The organism is Desulfocicer vacuolatum DSM 3385 (genome assembly GCF_900176365.1).
GTDB classification, from domain to species: Bacteria; Desulfobacterota; Desulfobacteria; order Desulfobacterales; family Desulfobacteraceae; genus Desulfocicer; species Desulfocicer vacuolatum.
Genome location: NZ_FWXY01000009.1, coordinates 84,508 through 104,065, shown reverse-complemented (window position 1 = coordinate 104,065; position 19,558 = coordinate 84,508). Strand labels below are relative to the sequence as shown.

The following is a 19,558-nucleotide window of genomic DNA, read 5'->3' as shown; positions in this document are numbered from 1 at the left end:
TCCATCAGGCTGTGATGGAAAGCGTCTCCAAAATGGCATCCACGGTGGTGATCAACCATTCCCGCTGCTCCGGGGTGGCATACCCCATACAGTCACATCTTATATTTTTCTTAATTCTGACGAGAAATTCGCAGGACAGGAAGCTTTCTTCCAGCTCCAGGGCAAAACAGTGGGGGGAACACTTTTCATGGTCCTTCTGGATGGGGGTGAGCAGGTGAGAATCCAGCTCAAGCCAATAAATATTACCCAGCATGGGGGCACCAAGATGGGTATCCAAGTACGATTTGAGTTTCCGGTGGTCCTGTAAATCAAGACCGTCAATGCGATATTGTTTCATAATGGTTTAAAGGGATACCACACAGTAGCGAATATTTGCAACAGATAAAAAGGAATATAACGGGCATCTCCTGCCTATAAAAAAACCCCCAAAGACGAGAAAGACTCGCTTCCGGGGGTTTTATAAATCAAGCAGTAAAAAAAGAATTAATCTTCTTCAATTACAATTGCATCTTCTTCACACACTTCAACGCAGCTCTCGCAGCCCATGCACTCTTCGGCATTAACAGGAACGGATTTACCGTCTTCCATTTCAAATACTTCCACAGGGCATACATCCACACACTCTTCACAACCTACACATTTGCTTTCGTCTACGACTGGGGTAAAAGCCATCTTAAAAAAACCTCCTAAATTGGATTATTAATACATGATCTATTTCTTAGATCTTTACGACCTATTTTAGATACCTTATAGATTGCGCATTTACAACAGATAAAAAAGCAAATCAAGGATTTTATTTCCAATCCCCCACGAAACCCACAAAAATCCCCCGCTCAATCCATGGAAGGGGCAGTAAAGATCGCCCTTTCTCTCCATGGGGACAAAAAAACGATTTCAGGGCAGATCCTTTAAAAAAATAAAGTCTGAACCCCCTTGATGATCTTTTTTCCCGGTGGGCGGTTTCATCCCCGGGTGCCTGCACCGGACACGTGCCTTGCAAATCAGAAAAAACCGCCGTCATCCGGGCCATGATCTGTTCTTTGAAATCGTGGCTGCCCATGACAGCTCCCCCTGGAGCCCCGGAGATATCTTCTGAATCAAGCACCAGCCGCCCCGGACAAATCTGCTCAAAAAAAGCAAGCCCCCCCGGACTGGCGGTGATGAACACACAGGGGTCATCATCACAAACCGGTGGACACACCTCCTGGAATACCCGAAACCAGGAAGAGAGTCGTGATTGGGTCATCACAGCCCCGGGGTCCCCAGACGTCCCGGAAACCGAGAAATCAAGGTTAACAGCATCCTTTCCCGGAATTTTTTCAGAAGAAGCCATTGGTACATCCCCTGCCAGTGTGGAAAAAAGACGATGTTTTTTTTCATCCACACTGGACAATGCCGCATCAATGGATGCCTTTTGTTCATCATGTTCCCCGGCCAGGCAAAGGAACACAAGGGCCTTTACCAGATCCTGGGATGGATCTTCCCGGAATGTTTCCGGGTGCCCTCCTTTTTTTATCTGGGAACGAATGGCCCCCACATGGGTGTCACTGGTAAAATAGGGGGTTTTACGCAGCAAAGACTTCAACTGGCCGGGACCGGCACCGGAATGACGGGCCCACTGTTGATAATCCCCAAGGCTGCCCATCACCTGCTCCCGCATTGCTTGGGGAAAACCCAGCGGCATGAGCTCAAGGGTATTCTCTTGATCCGGTGTTTCTTCCGGAGACTCTTTTTTTCCATAAGGGGACAACGTTTCTTTCCGGCACGGGCCGCCCGGTGCCCCATGCCATGTGTCAGATGAAATATAAAAAAGCTTCTGGAAAAAAAGCCCCAAAATATCCCGGTCCTGCCGGGACACACGGGTCAAGGGAAAGTAAAATAACTTCATATTAATCCACCTTTTTATCGTGTAACTCAACACCCATGGCCACCAGCTCATCCCTCAGGCGGTCCGCCTCTTCCCATTCCTGGTTGGTGCGGGCCAGTTCCCTTTTTTCCATCAAATTTTTCACCGTTTCAGAAGGATGGTCCGCCGGGGTAAAATCCATCACATTGAGCACCTGGTCCACCTCTTTAAATGCCGCAATAACAGCCCCGGCACCCTGGGGATCAATGGCCTTCATATCCATGAGACGGTTCAGGGTTTTAACACTTTTAAAGAGCATGGCCAGTACCTGGGAAATCTTAAAATCATCGTCCATGGCCGTACTGAAACCATGCCGAATGTCGTAAAGAAGCTGGTCAAGTTCGGCAAAGGGAGTTCCGTCGGTCACCCGAAGAAGCCCTTTGACACAGCGATCCAGCTTGTCCAGGGAAGACCGGGCCGCATCCAGGGCAGATGCCGACAAAACCAGTACCTTTCGATAATGGATGGACAGCAGCCAGAATCGAATCACCCGGTAAGACCAGCCCTGATTCACCAAATCCTCCAGGGTAAAATCAGAAGCATCCTCCCCCCCCAGGGACCCGTCGTACTGCACCGATTCACAGTGCATCCATGTCTCCACCAGGGCAGAACCGGTGGCGGCCCTGGCAATGGCCATCTCATTTTCATGGTGGGGAAACACAAGTTCCCGGGAACCGGTGTGAATATCAAACCGCTCCCCAAGATAGGACATGGAGATGGCCGCACATTGCAGGTGAAGCGAAGGGCGGACATTGCCCCAGCGGGTATTGACGCAGATGCCCTTTTTAAGTTCAGACAAACCAATGCGTTTTAACAGCGTAAAATCTCTGGGATTGTCCTTTTCATAATCATCCAGATCAACCGTGGCCCCCAGGCGAATTTTGTCAAGATCCACACCGGAAAAAGTACCATAACCGGGCAGGCTTGAGATATCAAAATAAAGGGAATTGAGTTTTTCATAGGCAAACCCCTTATCTGCAAGGGTGGTGGCCAGCTGCACCATGCTGTCCACCTGCTCACTCACAAGGGGCATGGCCTGGGCCGGTCGAACCCCAAGGGCAGTTAAATCTTTCTTAAATAGATCAATGTAATGCCGGGTGTACCGGGAAAGATCCTCCTCTGCCGCCTCAGCTCCCTGTATGGTTTTATCGTCCAGATCCGTGATGTTCACCACATGGTTCACGGCAATTTTTTTATATTCCAGATACCGACACAGCAGATCCGTTGCCACATATCGCCGAAACTGCCCCGGCTCCAGACGTTTATGAACGGTGGGACCACAGGTATAAATCCCGGCCTTACCCTGGTTCAGGGGCTTGAACAGGGCCTGGGAACGGGTCAGGGAGTTGTACAAATTCAAGGAAATATGATCCTTCACCGTGAACAATGATGTGGAAAGATAGCGTTCCCCGCTGTCCGGCAGAATCACCACAATGACGCCGCTCTTAATTTTTCTGGCTTCTTTAAGGGCAACAGCCATGGCGGCCCCGCTGCTCATGCCCACAAAAAGCCCCTCTTTCCGGGCCAGCTGCCGGGCTGTTTCAAAGGCCTCATCATCGGCAATGTTAATCTTTTCATCCAGGCGTTTTTTATCAAAAATATGGGGCCGGTAGGACTCCTTCATATTTTTCAATCCCTGGATACCATGGCCCAGAAACGGCTCTGCCCCAATGATGCGAATGGCAGGGTTAAACTCCTTAAGCCCCCGGGAGAGCCCCATGAGGGTACCGCCGGTGCCAAGGGTGGCCACCACAGAACTGACTTTACCCTGGGTCTGCTCCCATATCTCATGCGCTGTGGTGCGGTAATGGGCCTGCCAGTTGGCTTTATTATTGTATTGATCCGTCATAAAGTAACGGTCCGGATTTTCCCGGGCCAGGCGGTACACCTCTTCAATGGCACCGTCAGATCCCTTGGTGCCCGGGGTGAGCAGTATCTGTGCTCCCCTGGCCCGCAAAATCATCTTGCGCTCTTCACTGGCCGACTCTGACATGGTCAGTAACAGCTTATAGCCCTTAACAGAACAGATCATGGCAAGGCCAATGCCAGTGTTGCCGCTGGTGGCCTCCACAACAATTTTATCCCGGGTCAGCTCCCCGGTTTTTTCTCCGCTTTCAATCATGGAAAGGGCGGCCCTGTCCTTTATGGAGCCCCCCGGATTGAGATATTCCAGCTTGGCAAGCAAGGTAACCCCGGGCACTTCATTGAGACGGGTGATCTCCACAAGTGGTGTATTTCCAATGGAATTGAGTATTGAATAGCTCATATATGTATCCCTAAGCAGGTGGCAAGCCCCTGCTTGATTTGAATGAAAACCTCGTCAGGCTGCAGGGAGGCATCCACAACAAAAAACCGCTGTTTTTCCTTTTGGGCAAGGGCAAGATAGCCAGACCTCACCGCGGCATGAAAGGCCAGGGCTTCTTTTTCAAAACGAGACTCCTGACTCTCCCGCTGGCCATTTTCCAGGGCTTTAAAAGTTCTTGATAGTCCCGTTTCAGGTTCCAGGTCAAATAAAATGGTTAAATCCGGTGTCAAAGGCCCCACCACCATCCCATGGATGGCATCAATCAGGGCCATGTCAAGCCCCCGGGCAACGCCCTGGTACACCCGGGTGGCATCGGCAAACCGGTCACATAAAACAATCTTACCGGCATCAAGGGCTGGCACCACCACCTGGGCCAGGTGCTGGGCTCGGTCTGCGCCATAGAGCAGCAGCTCACAAAGGGGGGAGATGTCATGGTTTTCCGGGTCCAGTACAATGGAACGGATACGCTGTCCAATGGCGGTGGCCCCGGGCTCCCGGGTGACAACCACCCCATGCCCTGCGGCTTCAAGATATTTTTTTATTGCGGTGATCTGGGTGGTTTTTCCTGAGCCCTCAATCCCCTCAAGTGTGATAAACATAGACACTTCTTCCCGGGTCATTGAAGATCCCGATGACGGTTCTGCAACATAAAAAAACAAACATTTATTTTCGACACTCCATTGTATTATTTCCAAAACCAGCTTACACACCTTTGAAAGGAGTGTATCCACAACAAAGTTATCGGCCATTGGCGGTAACAAAACCCCACGCCCTTGACTTTTTATTACTAAAATGGCTTTATACAGTATTTTGAATGGAAGTGCAATTTTACCCACCCCCAAAAGAGCAAAAAACCATTGACTTTACCACACCTGCCACTGGCCCCAAAATCGTACTGTCTCATTGTATGTTGTCTTGTGCTCATGGGAGTTCTCCCATGTCAAATCCAGGCACTCCCCCTTAGGGCACCGGGCAACTCATGGCACATCTCTGCCGAAAAAGCCACCTATGACCCGTCCCGGAATCTTTACACAGCCCAAGGGGAGGTGGTGCTCACCGGGGAGACGGCCCGTATTACAGCCGACCATATTTTATATAACAATCTGACCAAAGATGCCCGGGCCACAGGCCATGTGACCCTCATGTCAGGAAAGGACACCATTCATTGTGATGCCATGCACCTGAACCTTGAAACAGAAACCGGCACCATTATGAACGGCATTATCTTTGTGGAAGAAAATAATTTCTATATTTCCGGGGATCACATCAAAAAAACCGGCAAAAACACCTATAGTGCGGACAAGGCATCTCTAACCTCTTGCGCCGGGGAAAATCCTGACTGGAAAATCACAGGCCGGGACATCCATGTGACCATTGAAGGATACGGCATGGTAAAACACGCCACCCTGTGGGCCGGCAACCTTCCGGCACTTTACACTCCGTTCATGGCCTTTCCCGTTAAAAACAAACGTCAGACCGGCCTTCTTTCCCCCAACATCACCCACTCGGACCGCAAGGGAATTGAATACGAGCAACCCCTGTTTCTGGCCCTGAACCGAAGTTCTGATGCCACGTTTTATGTGGATTACATGTCGGATCGGGGGATAAAGCTGGGAGCAGAGTATCGGTATATGCAGGACAACAATAATAAAGGCACCCTTTTTTTTGATTATTTAAAAGATGATAAAATTGATGACGGCACAGATGCCACAAGCCACTATGCCTATGACAGCACCCCCCAACGGACCAACCGCAACAGATATTGGTTCCGCATGAAAAATGACCGGGAAATTTTCCCCCACTGGCAGGCCCGGCTTGATGTGGATTATGTCAGTGACGGCGACTATCTCCATGAGTTCAAAAAAGGATACACAGGCCTCACAGCCACTGACAAAGCCTTTGAATCCACCTTTGGCAGGGATCTGGATGACTATGATGACACCACCCGGAAAAATCAGCTGAACATCAAGCGGGCCTGGGATCGTTATAATCTTAACATGGATGTACTGTGGTATGACAATGTCACTGCCCGCCGCCAGAATACCGACGACACCACCTTGCAATCACTGCCCTCCATCACCTTCCGGGGCATGCGGCAAAAACTTGGACAATCCCCCTTCTATTTTGACCTGAACTCCAGCTACACATCTTTTTTCCGGCAAGACACCACAAACACCTTGATAACCGGCCAGCGCATGGACCTCTACCCCAGAATTTATTATCCCTTTCACATAAATGGATTCCGGCTGACTCCCTCCCTGGGGGGACGTCACACCGCATGGTACACCCATGATGCCGCAGACATCAATGAAACCCGAAACGGATACAGCCACCGGGAACTGTTTGATATCAATTTGGATCTTTCCACCGTTTTCACCCGTATTTTTTCCATTGACAATGCCGCCAATCAGAAGATAAGACACCAAATCACCCCGGCCCTGGCCTACAGCTTTATCCCCCACGTGGATCAGACTGATATTCCCCAGTTTGATGATATTGATCTCATTGACAAAGAAAACACCCTGACCTGGCAGTTGACCCAGAGACTGACCTCAAAAAGACAGATTAACCCATCCGACTCAAACACACCGGCCTTTGCCTACCGGGAACTTGCCTGGCTGAAAATGTCCCAGACCTATTATTTATCCGGCCGGGATGAAGACACCCAAAAGAATTTTTCCAACATTCTGCTGGATCTTGAACTCTCCCCAATGCCCCATGTTTATCTTAACAGTGACATGGAATGGTCCCCCTACGGCACGGGTATTTTTTCCCACAACAGCGCCATCACCGTAAAAGATGACAAACAAAACCGCATACGCCTCCAATATCGATACTCCCGGGAAGACCCGGATGAAAATGAAGAAGAAACCGAATCCATTTACACCGGTGTCAATGTGGGTTTGACACCGCGGCTGCGGGGATTTTTGGAATATGAAAAAAATCTTTACGAAGATGAAACCATTGAGACAACCACCGGCATTGAATTAGATCGAGACTGCTGGTCCATGAAGCTCTCCTACACCAAGACCAGCGATGACAGCGCCATGGGTTTCCTTATTAATTTAAAGGGTCTTGGAGAATTTGGCAACCCATAACTCAACTTTTGGTGTTCGCATTTCGTGGTGGGTCAGGCTTTCGTTATTGACATTATCGAGGCTTTTTTCGTTAGCAAAGGCCTTGGTCGATAACATCAATAACAAAAGCCTGACCCCGTCGGCACACTGAGCCCATCGGTACATTTAAAAATGCTGGCTTTGAAATGAAGCCCGAAAGTTGAGCCCATAAGGCACGGACGAACCGGACTCTGATCTCAAAATATGAAAACAATCCAAACCTGAAAAATGAAAGCGACTTATGAAACTGACCCAGCAATGGTATGCGCTTCTCACCCGAAGCCGTTTTGAAAACGTAGTCCATGACAAGATCCACCAGAAATCCATCCACGTTTTTCTTCCTAAGATCAAGGTGAAAAGCCAGAGAAAAGACCGAAACAAAATGCTCCATGTGCCCCTCTTCCCGGGGTATGTATTTGTCAACATCTCTCCCACCCCCCGGGAACAGCTAATGGTCCTTAAAACCATGGGAGCCGTTCGCCTTCTTGGATACAAAGACGGTCCGGTGCCCATTCCCGATGATCACATTGAGTCCTTAAAAATCATCACCGGATCAGGGCTGGACATTATCACAGGCCCGGGTGCAGGACTTGCCAAGGGAGACCCTGTTCTGGTGGTGAATGGTCCCATGACCGGTGCCACAGGGGAATTTATTCAATATAAAGGAAAGGGCCGGGTCATCATCAAAATAGAGGCATTGGGGCAGTTTGCCGGGGTGGAGATTGACGAGGCAGACATTGAAAAAACGCCCCACATGATGCCATAACCCCCTTGACTTATTGCTGTAATTTGTTTATTAAGTGTCTTTGCTTTAAACTTTCGGGTTTAAGTTATCACCACCGCGAACAAACCGGATCAGGCACCTCCATGGAATGGTGTTTCCATGGTTAAATCGCTGACCCCCCCAAAAAACAAAAGCAGGGTTGGCCCGTGGCCAAAGAATTTTCCCTGTCAGCCGTAAAGAGGACCTATGAACAAACTTGAACTGATTTCCACCCTGAAGCAGAAAACAGGACTTACAAAGGCCGAGGCCGCAGACGTGGTCCAGACTTTCTTTGATTCATTAACCCAGGCCCTGGTACAGGGTGATCGGGTCGAAATTCGAGGATTATGCAGTTTTTTTATCAAAGATTATGAAAGTTACACCGGTAGAAATCCCAAAACCGGTGAAAAAGTCACCATCCCCCCCAAAAAACTTCCTTTTTTCAAGTGTGGAAAAGAGCTTAAAGAGCGTGTAGACTTTTAACCCATGCCTCCGTTGTCACCCCCATCCCGGGCCGCAATCCTCCGGGAAAAGCAGCCCCATGTCATCACCGGTCTGGAGGCCATCCTCCACAGTGGAAGACTGCCCAATGCCCTGCTGTTCACAGGAAATTGCAACACCGGAAAAAAAGAGGCGGCCCACCTTTTTGCCATGTCCCTGAACTGCAGGGCTCCGGGCAATAAAGATGCTTCAGCTGAAAAAAAGGAGCCCCTGGCACCATGCATGCATTGTGTTTCATGCAAAAAAAGAGTTGCCGGCATGCATCCGGATGTCATTGTTATCACCCCGGAAAAAGAAAAAATAAAAATTGCTCAAATCCGGGATATATACACCATAATATCCTCCCCTCCCCATGAATCTGCCCAGCGCATGATTCTTGTGGTGGATGCCCACACCATGAACCCGGAAGCGGGCAATGCATTATTAAAAATCCTGGAAGAGCCCCCGCCGGGCACTTTTTTTATTTTAACTGCCCGGGATTTAAGCGGCCTTTTGCCCACCATCATATCCCGTTGCAGGCATTTAAGATTCCAGGCAACTCCCATGGCAGTGATGATCCGGGAACTCCAGAAAACCACGGACGCAGCCCCGGAATACACTGCCATTGCCGCAGCCACCGCCGACGGCAACATGGAGATGACCCGGCAATTTTTAAATCTGGATGCCGCCTGCACCACGGACTGGATACGCAGGAGACAGTGGCTTATCGCAGCCATTTCCCAATTAATACAAAATGGTGTCAGGGGTATCACCCAGGCGGGCCCGGCCCTTTTTCTGGCAGAGCGCCTCACCCGGGACACCGGAGAGCTGGAAATGCCCCTGACCCTTATCAATACCTGGCTCCGGGATATAATGGTGATGGCCCATGACCCGGAACAGGTGGTGAACAAAGACTTTTTCACGCAACTCCAGAAAATTTCAGACAGCTTACCCGGGACAAGGGCGGCCCAATGGATCAAGGCCCTCAACAGGGCGGAAAAACGCATCAAATCCAATGCCACCCCCCGGCTGGTGCTGGAGTCTTTTTTTCTGGAACTCTCATCCGTTCCCACGGGATATACTATTTAATCAGGAGGTTACCATGACCAAAGTCGCAGGCATCCGATTCAAACCTGCCGGTAAAATATATGATTTTGACAGCGGCGTGTTTGTCCTCAATGCGGGTGACAAGGTAATTGTTGAAACCGAACAAGGACTGGGGTTCGGGGTGGTCACCGTCCCCCCTGCCCCCCTTAAAGCATCGGACAAAAACAAGCCTCTTAAAAAGGTTTTCCGCATTGCCACCAAAGCAGATTACAAAAAAAGAGAGGAAAACCAAGATCTTGAGCAACAGGCCTTTGATTTTTGCCAAGGGTGCATTAAATCCCTTTCCCTGAAAATGAACCTTTTTTCCGTGGAAAGCACCTTTGACACCACAAAACTTACATTTTTTTACACCGCTGACGGACGGGTGGACTTCCGGGAACTTGTCAAACGACTGGTCAAAGAGTACCGCATCCGCATAGAAATGCGCCAGGTGGGCATCCGGAATCAATCCAAACAATGCGGGGGCATTGGTCGATGCGGCCGGGAAATATGCTGCTCATCCTTTATGAACAACTTTGAACCGGTTTCCATTAAAATGGCCAAAGAGCAGGGGCTCTCCCTGAATCCCACCAAAATATCCGGCCTGTGCGGCAGGCTCATGTGCTGCCTTACCTTTGAAAATGCCACCTATAAACACCTTAAAAAGAAGCTCCCCAGACCGGGTCGACTGGTGGAAACCGATGCAGGCAAGGGAAAGATCATCCGCCAGAATGTGCTCAAGGGAAAGGTTTCCATCCGCCTTGAGGACGGTTCAGAATCTGAAATCAGCGCAGAAAAGATCTTAAAGATTCACAAGGGAAAACCCCACAATTGATAACAATCATGGGCAAAGTCTGATATTCCGGGTTTTACCCGCAACAACGCTTGGAAATGCCGTCCCGATATCTGCGGGCTCTCTTAAGACATCTGGACATTAAATTTTCATGGAAAAATGCATGCATATGCAAGGAAACTAAAGATAAAATGAAAACTGATACCCCCCGTTTTTTCACCACCCCCATATATTATGTCAATGCCAAACCCCACCTGGGACATGCCTACACAACCATCACAACAGATGTGGCAGCACGCTACAGCCGCATGTGTGGACATCCCACCTACTTTCTCACCGGCACAGACGAGCACGGGGACAAGATTGTGCAGGCAGCCGAACAGCAAAACATCACCCCCAAGGCCTTTGTGGATAATATCAGTGGCCTTTTCCAGGGACTGTGGCCCCGGCTTAATATCAGCAATGACCATTTTATCCGCACCACACACCCGGAACACATCAAGGTGGTTCAATCCCTTTTAACAAAAATCCATGACAGTGGAGATATCTATTTCAGTGAATATGAGGGGATTTACTGCTATGGGTGTGAACGATTTTACCAGGAGCGGGAGCTTGTGGACGGTAAATGCCCGGACCACGGCACAGAGCCCAGCAAAATCAAAGAGTCCAACTACTTTTTTGCCATGTCAAAATACCAGGACTGGCTCATTGATCACATTAAAACCAATCCCGACTTTATCCGTCCGGAACGCTACCGCAATGAAGTGCTCTCCTTTTTAAAGGAACCCCTGGAGGATCTTTGTATCTCCCGGCCCAAATCCCGCCTCACCTGGGGCATAGACCTTCCCTTTGATGACAACTATGTCACCTATGTGTGGTTTGATGCCCTGACCAACTATATTTCAGCACTGGGATATCCCGGCGGAGATCTATATTCGCAATTCTGGCCCCACACCCGGCACTTTGTGGCAAAAGATATCATCAAACCCCATGGAATATACTGGCCCACCATGCTAAAGGCCGCTGGCATTGAGCGCTACCAGAGCCTCAACGTCCATGGATTCTGGAACGTCAGTGGCAGCAAAATGTCCAAAAGTATCGGAAATGTCACCGATCCAGTGGAGGTCACCGACACCTATGGCGTGGACCCCTTTCGATATTTTCTCATGAGAGAAATGGTGTTTGGCCTGGATGCCAATTTCACCGAAGATGCCATTGTCCAGCGCATCAATTCAGATCTTGCCAATGACCTTGGAAATCTCTTTTCCCGGGTCCTCTCCATGCTCCACCGTTACTTCAAAGGGGTGATACCGAAAACCGATTCCACCCTGGAGGCCCAAAAAGAACTTTCCCTGAAAACAGCGGCGAACCAAGCCATTGAAGCCTACATAAAGGCCATGGACAACACTGAATTTCATAAAGCCCTCACAGCAGTATGGGAATTTATCAGCACGTTAAATAAATACATTGACACCACGGCCCCCTGGACCCTGGCCAAAGATGAAGCAGCCGCAGATGAGCTTGCCGTTGTCATCACCAATATGGTGGAGAGCCTTCGCCTCATTGCCTGCCTCATCCACCCTGTCATGCCCGAAACAGCCGGCACAATGCTGGCGGTTCTGGGTCTTGAAAAAACAGATGCCAATGATTTTTACACCATGGATGAACTCAAAAAATGGCCTTTCATGAAACCGGGGATGCCCACCCAAAAGCCCCCCATGCTCTTTCCCCGGGTGGACGTTGAAAAACCGGAAAAAAAAGCCCCAGTGGCAAACAAACCCCCAAAGGGGTTAAAAAATCTGAAGCCGGAAATCACCTTTGAGGAATTTTCCCGCCTGGATCTTCGCACGGGAACCATTGTGGCTGCAGAAAAAATTGAAAAATCAAATAAGCTGCTGAAACTTCAAGTGAACCTGGGTCAGGAAGCCCGGCAAATCATTGCCGGAATTGCCAAAAGTTATGAACCGGAGACCCTCATCGGCAAACAGGTGGTGGTGGTGGCCAATTTAAAACCTGCCAAACTCATGGGGGAACTTTCCCAGGGAATGATTGTGGCGGCCAACGGCAAAAAACAACTTTTTCTGGCGGGATTTGACCAATCTGTTACCCCCGGACTTCCTGTAAAATAACCGGGAGTCTGATTTGTACCCTTCTGATCCCTCAAATCCATGGCAAAAATTTCAACCCCGGGACAACCGTTTCAAAAAAAAGCGGTTGTTCCCTTTTTGCGCCATGGCTCTGGCCGTTGTTGTCATGGCAGTTGCCGCATGGGCAATGGTGAATTTTTTTCCGGAAATCCGTGGAAAATTAACGGAATTTGTCGTTTTTTTTACACCCTCCCCATCCCTGGAAGATGCCGGTCAAGAAAAGACAGAAACACCGCTCACCCGGGAACAGGTGATCTCTCTTTTACCGCCATCGCTTTTGGACAACCCTGCCTCCGGGCATGTCACTGTCTTAAAGGAGGGGGATTCCCTGACACTTGAAACAGGTCTCAACCCTTATTTGCAGCAATTTTTGCTCAATGAAATCAGCCATTTAAAAACATTAACCCGGGCAAAACCGGAAATCATTGCCCTGGTGGTCATGGTCCCGGATACCGGACAACTGCTTGCCATGGCCGGATTTGATGCAGCTTCTCCCGGAATGAACCCCGCCATTTTCAAGGAATACCCCGCAGCCAGTATTTTTAAAATCATCACCGCAGCAGCGGTGCTGGAACAAAATCTCATGGGGCCGGACACCCCCCTTTTCTTTAACGGTGGAAAGTACACCCTGTACAAACGTCAGTTAAAAAAAGTTAAAAACAAATACACCTCCCGCACCACCCTGGAAAAAGCTTTTTCCCAGTCCGTCAACCCCGTGTTCGGAAAGCTGGGAAGCCACGAGCTAAAGGCGGATCAATTAAAAAAATATGCCGGTTTATTCGGGTTTAACCTGCCCCTGGATGCTGATTTCAAGGGGCTTTCAGGTTCTATTAAGGTAACGGACACCCCCTATCAATGGGCAGAGGTGGCAAGCGGATTCAATAAAACCACCACCATTTCCCCCCTGTTCGGGGCCATGATCACAGCCACCCTGCTCAACCACGGCAATATCCCCACCCCCTATCTTGTGGAAACCGTCACCAATGACCGGGGAAAAATCCTTTACAAAAAAAATCACAGCCAGGGCCCCCGGGCCATCTCCCCAAAAACAGCAGCCACTGTGGTGAAAATGATGACCCACACCATTACCACAGGAACGGCAAAAAAAGCGTTTCGAAAATATCGCAAAGATAAGGTCCTTGCCCGGTTAACCATGGGAGGAAAAACAGGCTCCCTTTACAACAAAGATCACACAGTTAAACTGGACTGGTTCACAGGATTTGCAAAAAACAAGGAAAAACATCAAATAGCAGTCTCCATCCTTGTGGGCCACGGTGAATACATCGGCACCCGGGCTGGCACCTTTGCCAGAAAAATTTTTAAGGCGTATTTCAGCCGTTTTCCGGCATCCAGCTCCAAATAACTGCCACAGGCACACCTGTCCGGCAGGGCATCAAGATCTGACAAACTGAAAATTAAGCATCATTTTATCTTTTTCTTAAAAAGGATACAGACCATGATCAAATCCCTTCTCAATAAACTCAACAGCCACACCCGAAAAATGTTAAGTGTTCACGTTGAATTTGCCACCTGCCCCCACAGGGCAGCGGAAAATACACTTGTCGTATTTCCCCAATATACCAATGCGTTTTCCTGCGGCATTGCGGCCCTGGTGGCATTCCAGGGCAAAAAAAAATCCACAGCCATGGATCTCAATACCCTGGAAAACAAACTGAACACCATGGAGGCCAACCTGCTTTCTATCTGCCTTGACCAGAACAGATCTGTACTCAGTTGCTATCTGGGGGGTAGCGGGCACATGGACGATGTTGTAGAAACGGCAAGGGCATTAAAGGAAAATGCTCCTTTTTCAGATATTTTCAACACACCGGAAAAACAGCAGCAGCTTTCTGAGATCAGCACCCGCCTCGATGCCCTCATCACTGCGGAAAAAGAGCAACTTTTCCAGCGCATGGCCCTTCTGGATGCCCGGGAATTTGAAACGGCCCGGAAACGCATGGACGCCTGTCAGGATGCCCACTGGTGTATCCAGGAAGAAATTTTAAAAAATCTCTTAAAAATAGAAAATATGCGCCACGCCCCCTCCGGCAAGTGCCCCCGGGAGGAGCTGGTACGGTTTAAAACCATCAATGCCATTCTCAACAGCATTGACCGCCTGGAGGTCAGGGGAAGGGATTCTGCCGGAATATCCCTTTTGGCCACCCTTCCCCGGCAAACATTTGACACCTTCTGCCGGGAGCTTGACACCGCCGGTCTGGGGGAACAATTAAAACAGCGCACCGGAAAAACCGTTCTGACAAACAACTGCATCACCATTCACAATTTCCCGGAAAAGGGTGGGGACTCCCAGGTCTGCATGGCCTTTGTGTATAAATTTGCCGCTGTCATCGGTGCCCTTGGCGACAACGTCACCTACCTTCGAACCCAGATAAAAAATGATCTGATTCTCCAACGATTTCTTTCCTGCCCCACCGCTTCTTTCAGCATATCTGCCCACACCCGCTGGGCCTCGGTGGGAAGCATCGGTCAACCCAACTGCCATCCTGTTGACAACCAGACCACAGACCCGCTCCGGGAAAAACCGGGCGTTATCCATGTGAGCCTCAACGGTGACATTGACAACTACCTTGCCTTAAAGTCCGCCTATGAATCCCGGTATGCTCCCCTTCCAGAGGAGATCACCACAGATACCAAGATCATTCCCCTGCACATTGAACATTATCTTAACAAGGGCAATCCCATTGAAGAAGCCTTTCGCCTGGCAGTGAATGATTTTAAAGGGTCCCATGCCATCTCCATGCACACGGACCGTGCCCCGGGCAAACTGTTCCTGGCCCAGAAGGGCAGCGGCCAGGCCCTTTTTGTGGGACTTGCCCGGGACCATTACATAACCGCATCGGAGCTCTACGGTCTGGTGGAAGAGACCCAGGATTACATCAAACTCAACGGAGAAAAAAAGGGACAGATTGTCATCCTGGACCAGAACAGTCACGGCGGGCTTTCCGGCATATCCTCCCTGGCCTATGACAGCACCCCCATCACCATCACAGAAAAACAGATCCTGACCAGTGAAATCACCTCCCGGGACATTGATCGCCAGCACTTTCCCCACTATTTTCTAAAAGAGATTTCCGAAGCCCCTTTGTCTGTGGAAAGAACCCTTCAAAACCGATGGAAAACCGACCCTGAAACAGGATTTTACAACACCGCACTGGATGACACCGTGGTGCCGGAAAACATCAAAACAGCCCTTACAAAGGGCACCATTACAAAAATATACTTCATCGGCCAGGGGACCGCAGGCATTGCCGCCCAGGGATGTGCCGATATTTTAAAAACATTTTTGACTGTGAAAGGCCTTGATATCCGTGCCATGAAAGCGTCGGAGCTTTCCGGATTTGCCATCCCCGGCACCCCGGACGACAAAAATGCCATGGCATCCTATCTGGTGGTGGCCATCAGCCAGTCAGGGACCACAACAGACACCAACCGCACCGTTGACATGGTCAAGGCCCGGGGAGCTGCCACACTTGCCATTGTGAACCGGCGGGATTCTGATTTGACCTTTAAAACCGACGGGGTTCTTTACACCAGCAGCGGCAGAGATATTGAAATGTCCGTTGCCTCCACCAAGGCCTTTTACGCCCAGCTCACAGCCGGGGCACTGCTGGGGCTTCACATGGCAGCCATGCTCAAAGCCGTTGACCCGGAACAGGTCACAGATGAGATCAATGAGTTAAATCAACTGCCCGGAAAAATGAAAAAAATCCTGGCCATGAAGACTGACATCAAAAAGTCTGCCCAGCGCGTTTCCATTGCCAAACAATACTGGGCCACAGTGGGCAGCGGTGCCAACAAAACCGCAGCAGATGAAATCCGCATAAAACTCAGTGAGCTGTGCTACAAAACCATCTCGTCTGATTATGTGGAAGACAAAAAGCACATTGATCTCTCATCAGAACCGCTCATCATTGTGTGTGCCGCTGGCACCCGGGAAAGTGTACTGGGGGACATCATAAAGGATACCGCCATCTTCCATGCCCACAAGGCCACCACTGTGATCATTGCCGATGAGGGAGAGGACCGATTTATACCCTATGCCCATGACCTGTTTCAAATCCCTGCCACAAGGGAGCATCTGGCTCCGGTGCTCACCACACTGGTGGGTCATATCTGGGGATACTATGCCGCGTTATCCATCAATGACGGTTCCCGTTTCTTTTATACCCACCAGCGGGAAATCAAAGATCTCATTGACGACTATCAAACCCTGGGGCACGACACCTACGAGGTGATCCTGGAAAAACGGTTCCGGGAAAAAATTGCAAAATTTTACAATGAGTTTTCTCAAAGACGACGGGAGAACAGATTTCCTGGAACCCTGGGCATTGACGTTACTTCCAATATTACGCTTCTTTGTAAATATCTTTCCGGCAGGCTGCCGGTGGGGGACTTTGAAATTGATTTTGCCAGAAAAGGAACCCCAGCCAACATGCTGGAGCAATTTTTTAAAACCATGGACACCGCTGTCAACACCCTGGCAAGACCGGTGGATGCCATCAAGCACCAGGCCAAAACCGTCACAGTGGGAACCACCCGCATTGCCCAGACATTTGAAGGATTGATATTTGAGGAGTTGACAACCCATGACATTCAACTCTCCCAGCTGACCAACAGAAATGTAATGGTTATTAGAAATCTCCAGGAGGTGATTTCAAAAATCAACGGCGCACTGCTGTACCGGATATCCGGCCTCACCCTTCTGGGGGAAGAAACCCCTGACACCCGCATTGAGGTGATCCGTAAAACCGGCACTCTTACATCGGAAGTTTCCAGGGCAGAAACAGACCACCGGCTCAAAGGCACCAAAAACATCATTGTCCGTGAGGGGAATGTCTACATCGGTAAAGGCAGAAAAGATGGCAAAAGCATACTGGTCATACCGGTGATATCCTCCTTGCCCGGCACCAGCGCCATTGAGTTTCTCCTCTCTTTAAATGTCTCCTTTAAAGATATGAGAGAAGTTCCCCTGATTAAACGCATCAAGGCCCTGGGGGGTAAATTTATCCGTATAAAAGACACCGTACTGGAATCTGACAAAATAAAATGGGATGATACTTTGTTAAATCTCATTCCCATGGAGGATCTGTTCGGGGATTCAGCAGAAAAAATTGCCGATTACATGGAACATCATCAATCAGAATAGTAAATATTCGATTTGGTAATGTAAATGTTTGGGCAGTGCCCCATATTTGCCTGTTTGGGACTGCGTAGCAGACGATTGCCACGGGTGGGCAGGCCAAAACAGGTAAAGATGATGGGGTGCTGACCGACTATTTTCTCAGAATAAAAGAAAAATATCGGGGTGTTTAAAAACACCCCGATGTGGTGGTGGAATTATTTCCGGGGGGAGAGGCTGAACTGTACTGGAAGTTTATGGATTTGACGGTTTTTTTCCCTGGTGGTGCCCACCTTCCATCCGGTGCACTCCATTTGCAGAACACCTTCAATCTCCCTGGCAAGGCCATTGAGATTAATAATGGGATGGCGTTCAAACACCATGGGCAATCCATGGGTTACGTTACAGGCAAGGCACTTACCCGGACGCTGCTCCAGGAGAAAATCAAAATAGAGGGTGTTGTCTTCTGCCTTGTTAAATGCAAGACGAATATCATAGGCTCCGTCTTCGGCATCGCCGTAAAGAGCTTCAAAAAAAGCATCTGCCCTGTCTTCCGGAAAGAGATTTCTCAGGATTTCTGGGGTAAAAACATCTGAAAAATGATTTACAGTCATGATAATTTTTTCTCCGGGGTTAATAAATTTTCAGATCATCATTCCTCGTGGGGCACCTTATATCAGAAAATCATTTTGCGCAAGTGCTTAACTCTCACTGCCCCCGGTACCCATGGAATCCCCGATCAGGGTAAATTTGCTGTATCATCATATCCATGGGGGTTGTTCTGCTGCCACCTCCAGGTGTCCCGGCACATGTCGGCAACACTTTTCACAGCTTTCCACCCCAACTCTTTTTCTGCCAGGGCTGCATCGGCATAGCAGGCCGCAATATCCCCGGCCCGGCGGGGAACCACACAAAAGGGAATCTCTTTCCCGCAGGCAGCTTCAAACCCTTTGACCAGCTCCAGCACCGATGTACCGGTACCGGTGCCCAGATTATAGATCACCACACCGGGCCCGGAAAACAACTTCTCCAGGGCTTTTATGTGCCCCCGGGCAAGATCTGACACATGGATAAAATCCCTCACCCCGGTGCCGTCCACAGTATCGTAATCATCCCCAAAAACATTTAAAAAAGGCCGTCGGCCCACAGCCACCTGGGCAATATAAGGGACCAGATTATTGGGAATCCCCCGGGGATCTTCACCGATTTTACCGCTTTCATGGGCACCCACCGGATTAAAATAACGCAACAGGGCAATGTTCCAGGAATCATCTGAAACATACAGATCTTGAAGAATCTCTTCAATCATGAGCTTTGTGCGACCATAGGGGTTGGTGACAGACAATGGAAAATTTTCTGTGATGGGCAAGGATGCGGGATCACCATAAACCGTTGCAGAAGAGCTGAAAACAAAATGTCTTGTTTTATGATTCCGCATCACATCAAGCAGGGTCAAGGTGCCGGTGAGGTTATTGGTATAATACGCCAGCGGCATGTCAACGGACTCCCCCACAGCCTTGAACCCTGCAAAATGAATCACAGCATCAATATCATGATCCTGAAATATTCCATTAAGCTTTGCCCTGTCCAGAAGGTTCACCGGATAAAAATCAATTTTTTTTCCGGTAATTTCCCGGACCCGGTTCAAAGATTCTTCGGAGCTGTTGGACAAATCGTCCACCACCACCACTTCAAAATTATTTAAAAGCAGTTCAACACAGGTGTGGCTGCCGATATATCCGGCCCCGCCGGTGACAAGTATTTTCATATTTTTCCCCGTTTTCAACGATAAATATCCGGTTATGTAAAACAACCATATTAA

15 protein-coding genes are annotated in these 19,558 nt (G+C 49.3%); 8 read left to right on the top strand and 7 right to left on the bottom strand.

Annotation, left to right across the window (positions count from 1 at the left end):
• Positions 1 to 4: 4 nt before the first annotated feature.
• The 5 genes from B9A32_RS09955 to tmk form a co-directional block, all read right to left on the bottom strand.
• Positions 5 to 337, bottom strand: a complete 333-nt coding sequence (locus tag B9A32_RS09955) for a hypothetical protein (RefSeq protein WP_084068941.1) — start codon at positions 335 to 337, stop codon at positions 5 to 7.
• 146 nt (positions 338 to 483) lie between these two features.
• Entirely contained in the window at positions 484 to 672 is a 189-nt protein-coding gene (locus tag B9A32_RS09950; RefSeq protein ID WP_084068939.1) for a 4Fe-4S binding protein, read from the bottom strand.
• 121 nt (positions 673 to 793) lie between these two features.
• Positions 794 to 1,888 (bottom strand): hypothetical protein, encoded by a 1,095-nt coding sequence (locus B9A32_RS09945; protein WP_084068936.1) that lies wholly within the window; start codon positions 1,886 to 1,888, stop codon positions 794 to 796.
• 1 nt (position 1,889) lies between these two features.
• Positions 1,890 to 4,172 carry a cysteine synthase gene (locus B9A32_RS09940; RefSeq protein ID WP_084068935.1) on the bottom strand — a complete coding sequence of 761 codons (2,283 nt, stop codon included), beginning with the start codon at positions 4,170 to 4,172 and terminating at the stop codon, positions 1,890 to 1,892.
• Positions 4,169 to 4,870, bottom strand: coding sequence for a dTMP kinase (tmk, locus tag B9A32_RS09935; protein WP_232367115.1), 702 nt, complete (start codon positions 4,868 to 4,870; stop codon positions 4,169 to 4,171). The genes B9A32_RS09940 and tmk overlap by 4 nt, the downstream gene beginning before the upstream one ends.
• 264 nt (positions 4,871 to 5,134) lie before the next feature.
• Between tmk and B9A32_RS09930 the strand changes: the two genes are divergently transcribed.
• The 8 genes from B9A32_RS09930 (at position 5,135) to B9A32_RS09895 (ending at position 17,763) form a co-directional block, all read left to right on the top strand.
• Positions 5,135 to 7,309 (top strand): LPS-assembly protein LptD, encoded by a 2,175-nt coding sequence (locus B9A32_RS09930; protein WP_084068932.1) that lies wholly within the window; start codon positions 5,135 to 5,137, stop codon positions 7,307 to 7,309.
• Between the two features lie 259 nt (positions 7,310 to 7,568).
• The gene (locus B9A32_RS09925) at positions 7,569 to 8,093 is read left to right on the top strand and encodes a UpxY family transcription antiterminator (protein WP_084068930.1); all 525 of its coding nucleotides are present in this window, start codon (positions 7,569 to 7,571) and stop codon (positions 8,091 to 8,093) included.
• Between the two features lie 204 nt (positions 8,094 to 8,297).
• Positions 8,298 to 8,573 (top strand): HU family DNA-binding protein, encoded by a 276-nt coding sequence (locus B9A32_RS09920; protein ID WP_084068927.1) that lies wholly within the window; start codon positions 8,298 to 8,300, stop codon positions 8,571 to 8,573.
• Positions 8,574 to 8,576: 3 nt separating this feature from the next.
• On the top strand, positions 8,577 to 9,659 hold the full coding sequence (locus tag B9A32_RS09915) for a DNA polymerase III subunit (protein ID WP_084068924.1): 1,083 nt from the start codon (positions 8,577 to 8,579) through the stop codon (positions 9,657 to 9,659).
• A gap of 13 nt (positions 9,660 to 9,672) precedes the next feature.
• Positions 9,673 to 10,491, top strand: coding sequence for a PSP1 domain-containing protein (locus tag B9A32_RS09910; RefSeq protein WP_084068921.1), 819 nt, complete (start codon positions 9,673 to 9,675; stop codon positions 10,489 to 10,491).
• A gap of 56 nt (positions 10,492 to 10,547) precedes the next feature.
• Complete coding sequence (gene metG / locus B9A32_RS09905; RefSeq protein WP_139795784.1) at positions 10,548 to 12,578, top strand: methionine--tRNA ligase; 2,031 nt, start codon at positions 10,548 to 10,550, stop codon at positions 12,576 to 12,578.
• Between the two features lie 13 nt (positions 12,579 to 12,591).
• Positions 12,592 to 13,959: a penicillin-binding transpeptidase domain-containing protein gene (locus tag B9A32_RS09900; protein WP_084068916.1), complete on the top strand. Its 1,368-nt coding sequence runs from the start codon at positions 12,592 to 12,594 to the stop codon at positions 13,957 to 13,959.
• Positions 13,960 to 14,052: 93 nt separating this feature from the next.
• Positions 14,053 to 17,763: an SIS domain-containing protein gene (locus B9A32_RS09895; RefSeq protein WP_084068913.1), complete on the top strand. Its 3,711-nt coding sequence runs from the start codon at positions 14,053 to 14,055 to the stop codon at positions 17,761 to 17,763.
• Positions 17,764 to 17,954: 191 nt separating this feature from the next.
• Here B9A32_RS09895 and B9A32_RS09890 read toward each other — a convergent pair whose 3' ends face one another.
• Both B9A32_RS09890 and galE read right to left on the bottom strand, forming a co-directional pair.
• Positions 17,955 to 18,350, bottom strand: coding sequence for a pancreas/duodenum homeobox protein 1 (locus B9A32_RS09890; protein WP_084068911.1), 396 nt, complete (start codon positions 18,348 to 18,350; stop codon positions 17,955 to 17,957).
• Positions 18,351 to 18,475: 125 nt separating this feature from the next.
• The gene (galE, locus tag B9A32_RS09885) at positions 18,476 to 19,504 is read right to left on the bottom strand and encodes a UDP-glucose 4-epimerase GalE (protein ID WP_084068908.1); all 1,029 of its coding nucleotides are present in this window, start codon (positions 19,502 to 19,504) and stop codon (positions 18,476 to 18,478) included.
• Between the last annotated feature and the right edge of the window lie 54 nt (positions 19,505 to 19,558).

Excerpts from the sequence above, each read along its gene's own strand:
- B9A32_RS09945 (WP_084068936.1), bottom strand. The coding sequence starts at position 1,888 with ATGAAGTTATTTTACTTTCCCTTGACCCGTGTGTCCCGGCAGGACCGG.
- B9A32_RS09955 (WP_084068941.1), bottom strand. The coding sequence starts at position 337 with ATGAAACAATATCGCATTGACGGTCTTGATTTACAGGACCACCGGAAA.
- B9A32_RS09925 (WP_084068930.1), top strand. The coding sequence starts at position 7,569 with ATGAAACTGACCCAGCAATGGTATGCGCTTCTCACCCGAAGCCGTTTT.
- B9A32_RS09915 (WP_084068924.1), top strand. The coding sequence starts at position 8,577 with ATGCCTCCGTTGTCACCCCCATCCCGGGCCGCAATCCTCCGGGAAAAG.
- B9A32_RS09895 (WP_084068913.1), top strand. The coding sequence starts at position 14,053 with ATGATCAAATCCCTTCTCAATAAACTCAACAGCCACACCCGAAAAATG.
- B9A32_RS09950 (WP_084068939.1), bottom strand. The coding sequence starts at position 672 with ATGGCTTTTACCCCAGTCGTAGACGAAAGCAAATGTGTAGGTTGTGAA.
- B9A32_RS09940 (WP_084068935.1), bottom strand. The coding sequence starts at position 4,172 with ATGAGCTATTCAATACTCAATTCCATTGGAAATACACCACTTGTGGAG.
- B9A32_RS09920 (WP_084068927.1), top strand. The coding sequence starts at position 8,298 with ATGAACAAACTTGAACTGATTTCCACCCTGAAGCAGAAAACAGGACTT.
- B9A32_RS09910 (WP_084068921.1), top strand. The coding sequence starts at position 9,673 with ATGACCAAAGTCGCAGGCATCCGATTCAAACCTGCCGGTAAAATATAT.
- galE (WP_084068908.1), bottom strand. The coding sequence starts at position 19,504 with ATGAAAATACTTGTCACCGGCGGGGCCGGATATATCGGCAGCCACACC.
- B9A32_RS09930 (WP_084068932.1), top strand. The coding sequence starts at position 5,135 with ATGGGAGTTCTCCCATGTCAAATCCAGGCACTCCCCCTTAGGGCACCG.
- metG (WP_139795784.1), top strand. The coding sequence starts at position 10,548 with ATGCCGTCCCGATATCTGCGGGCTCTCTTAAGACATCTGGACATTAAA.
- B9A32_RS09890 (WP_084068911.1), bottom strand. The coding sequence starts at position 18,350 with ATGACTGTAAATCATTTTTCAGATGTTTTTACCCCAGAAATCCTGAGA.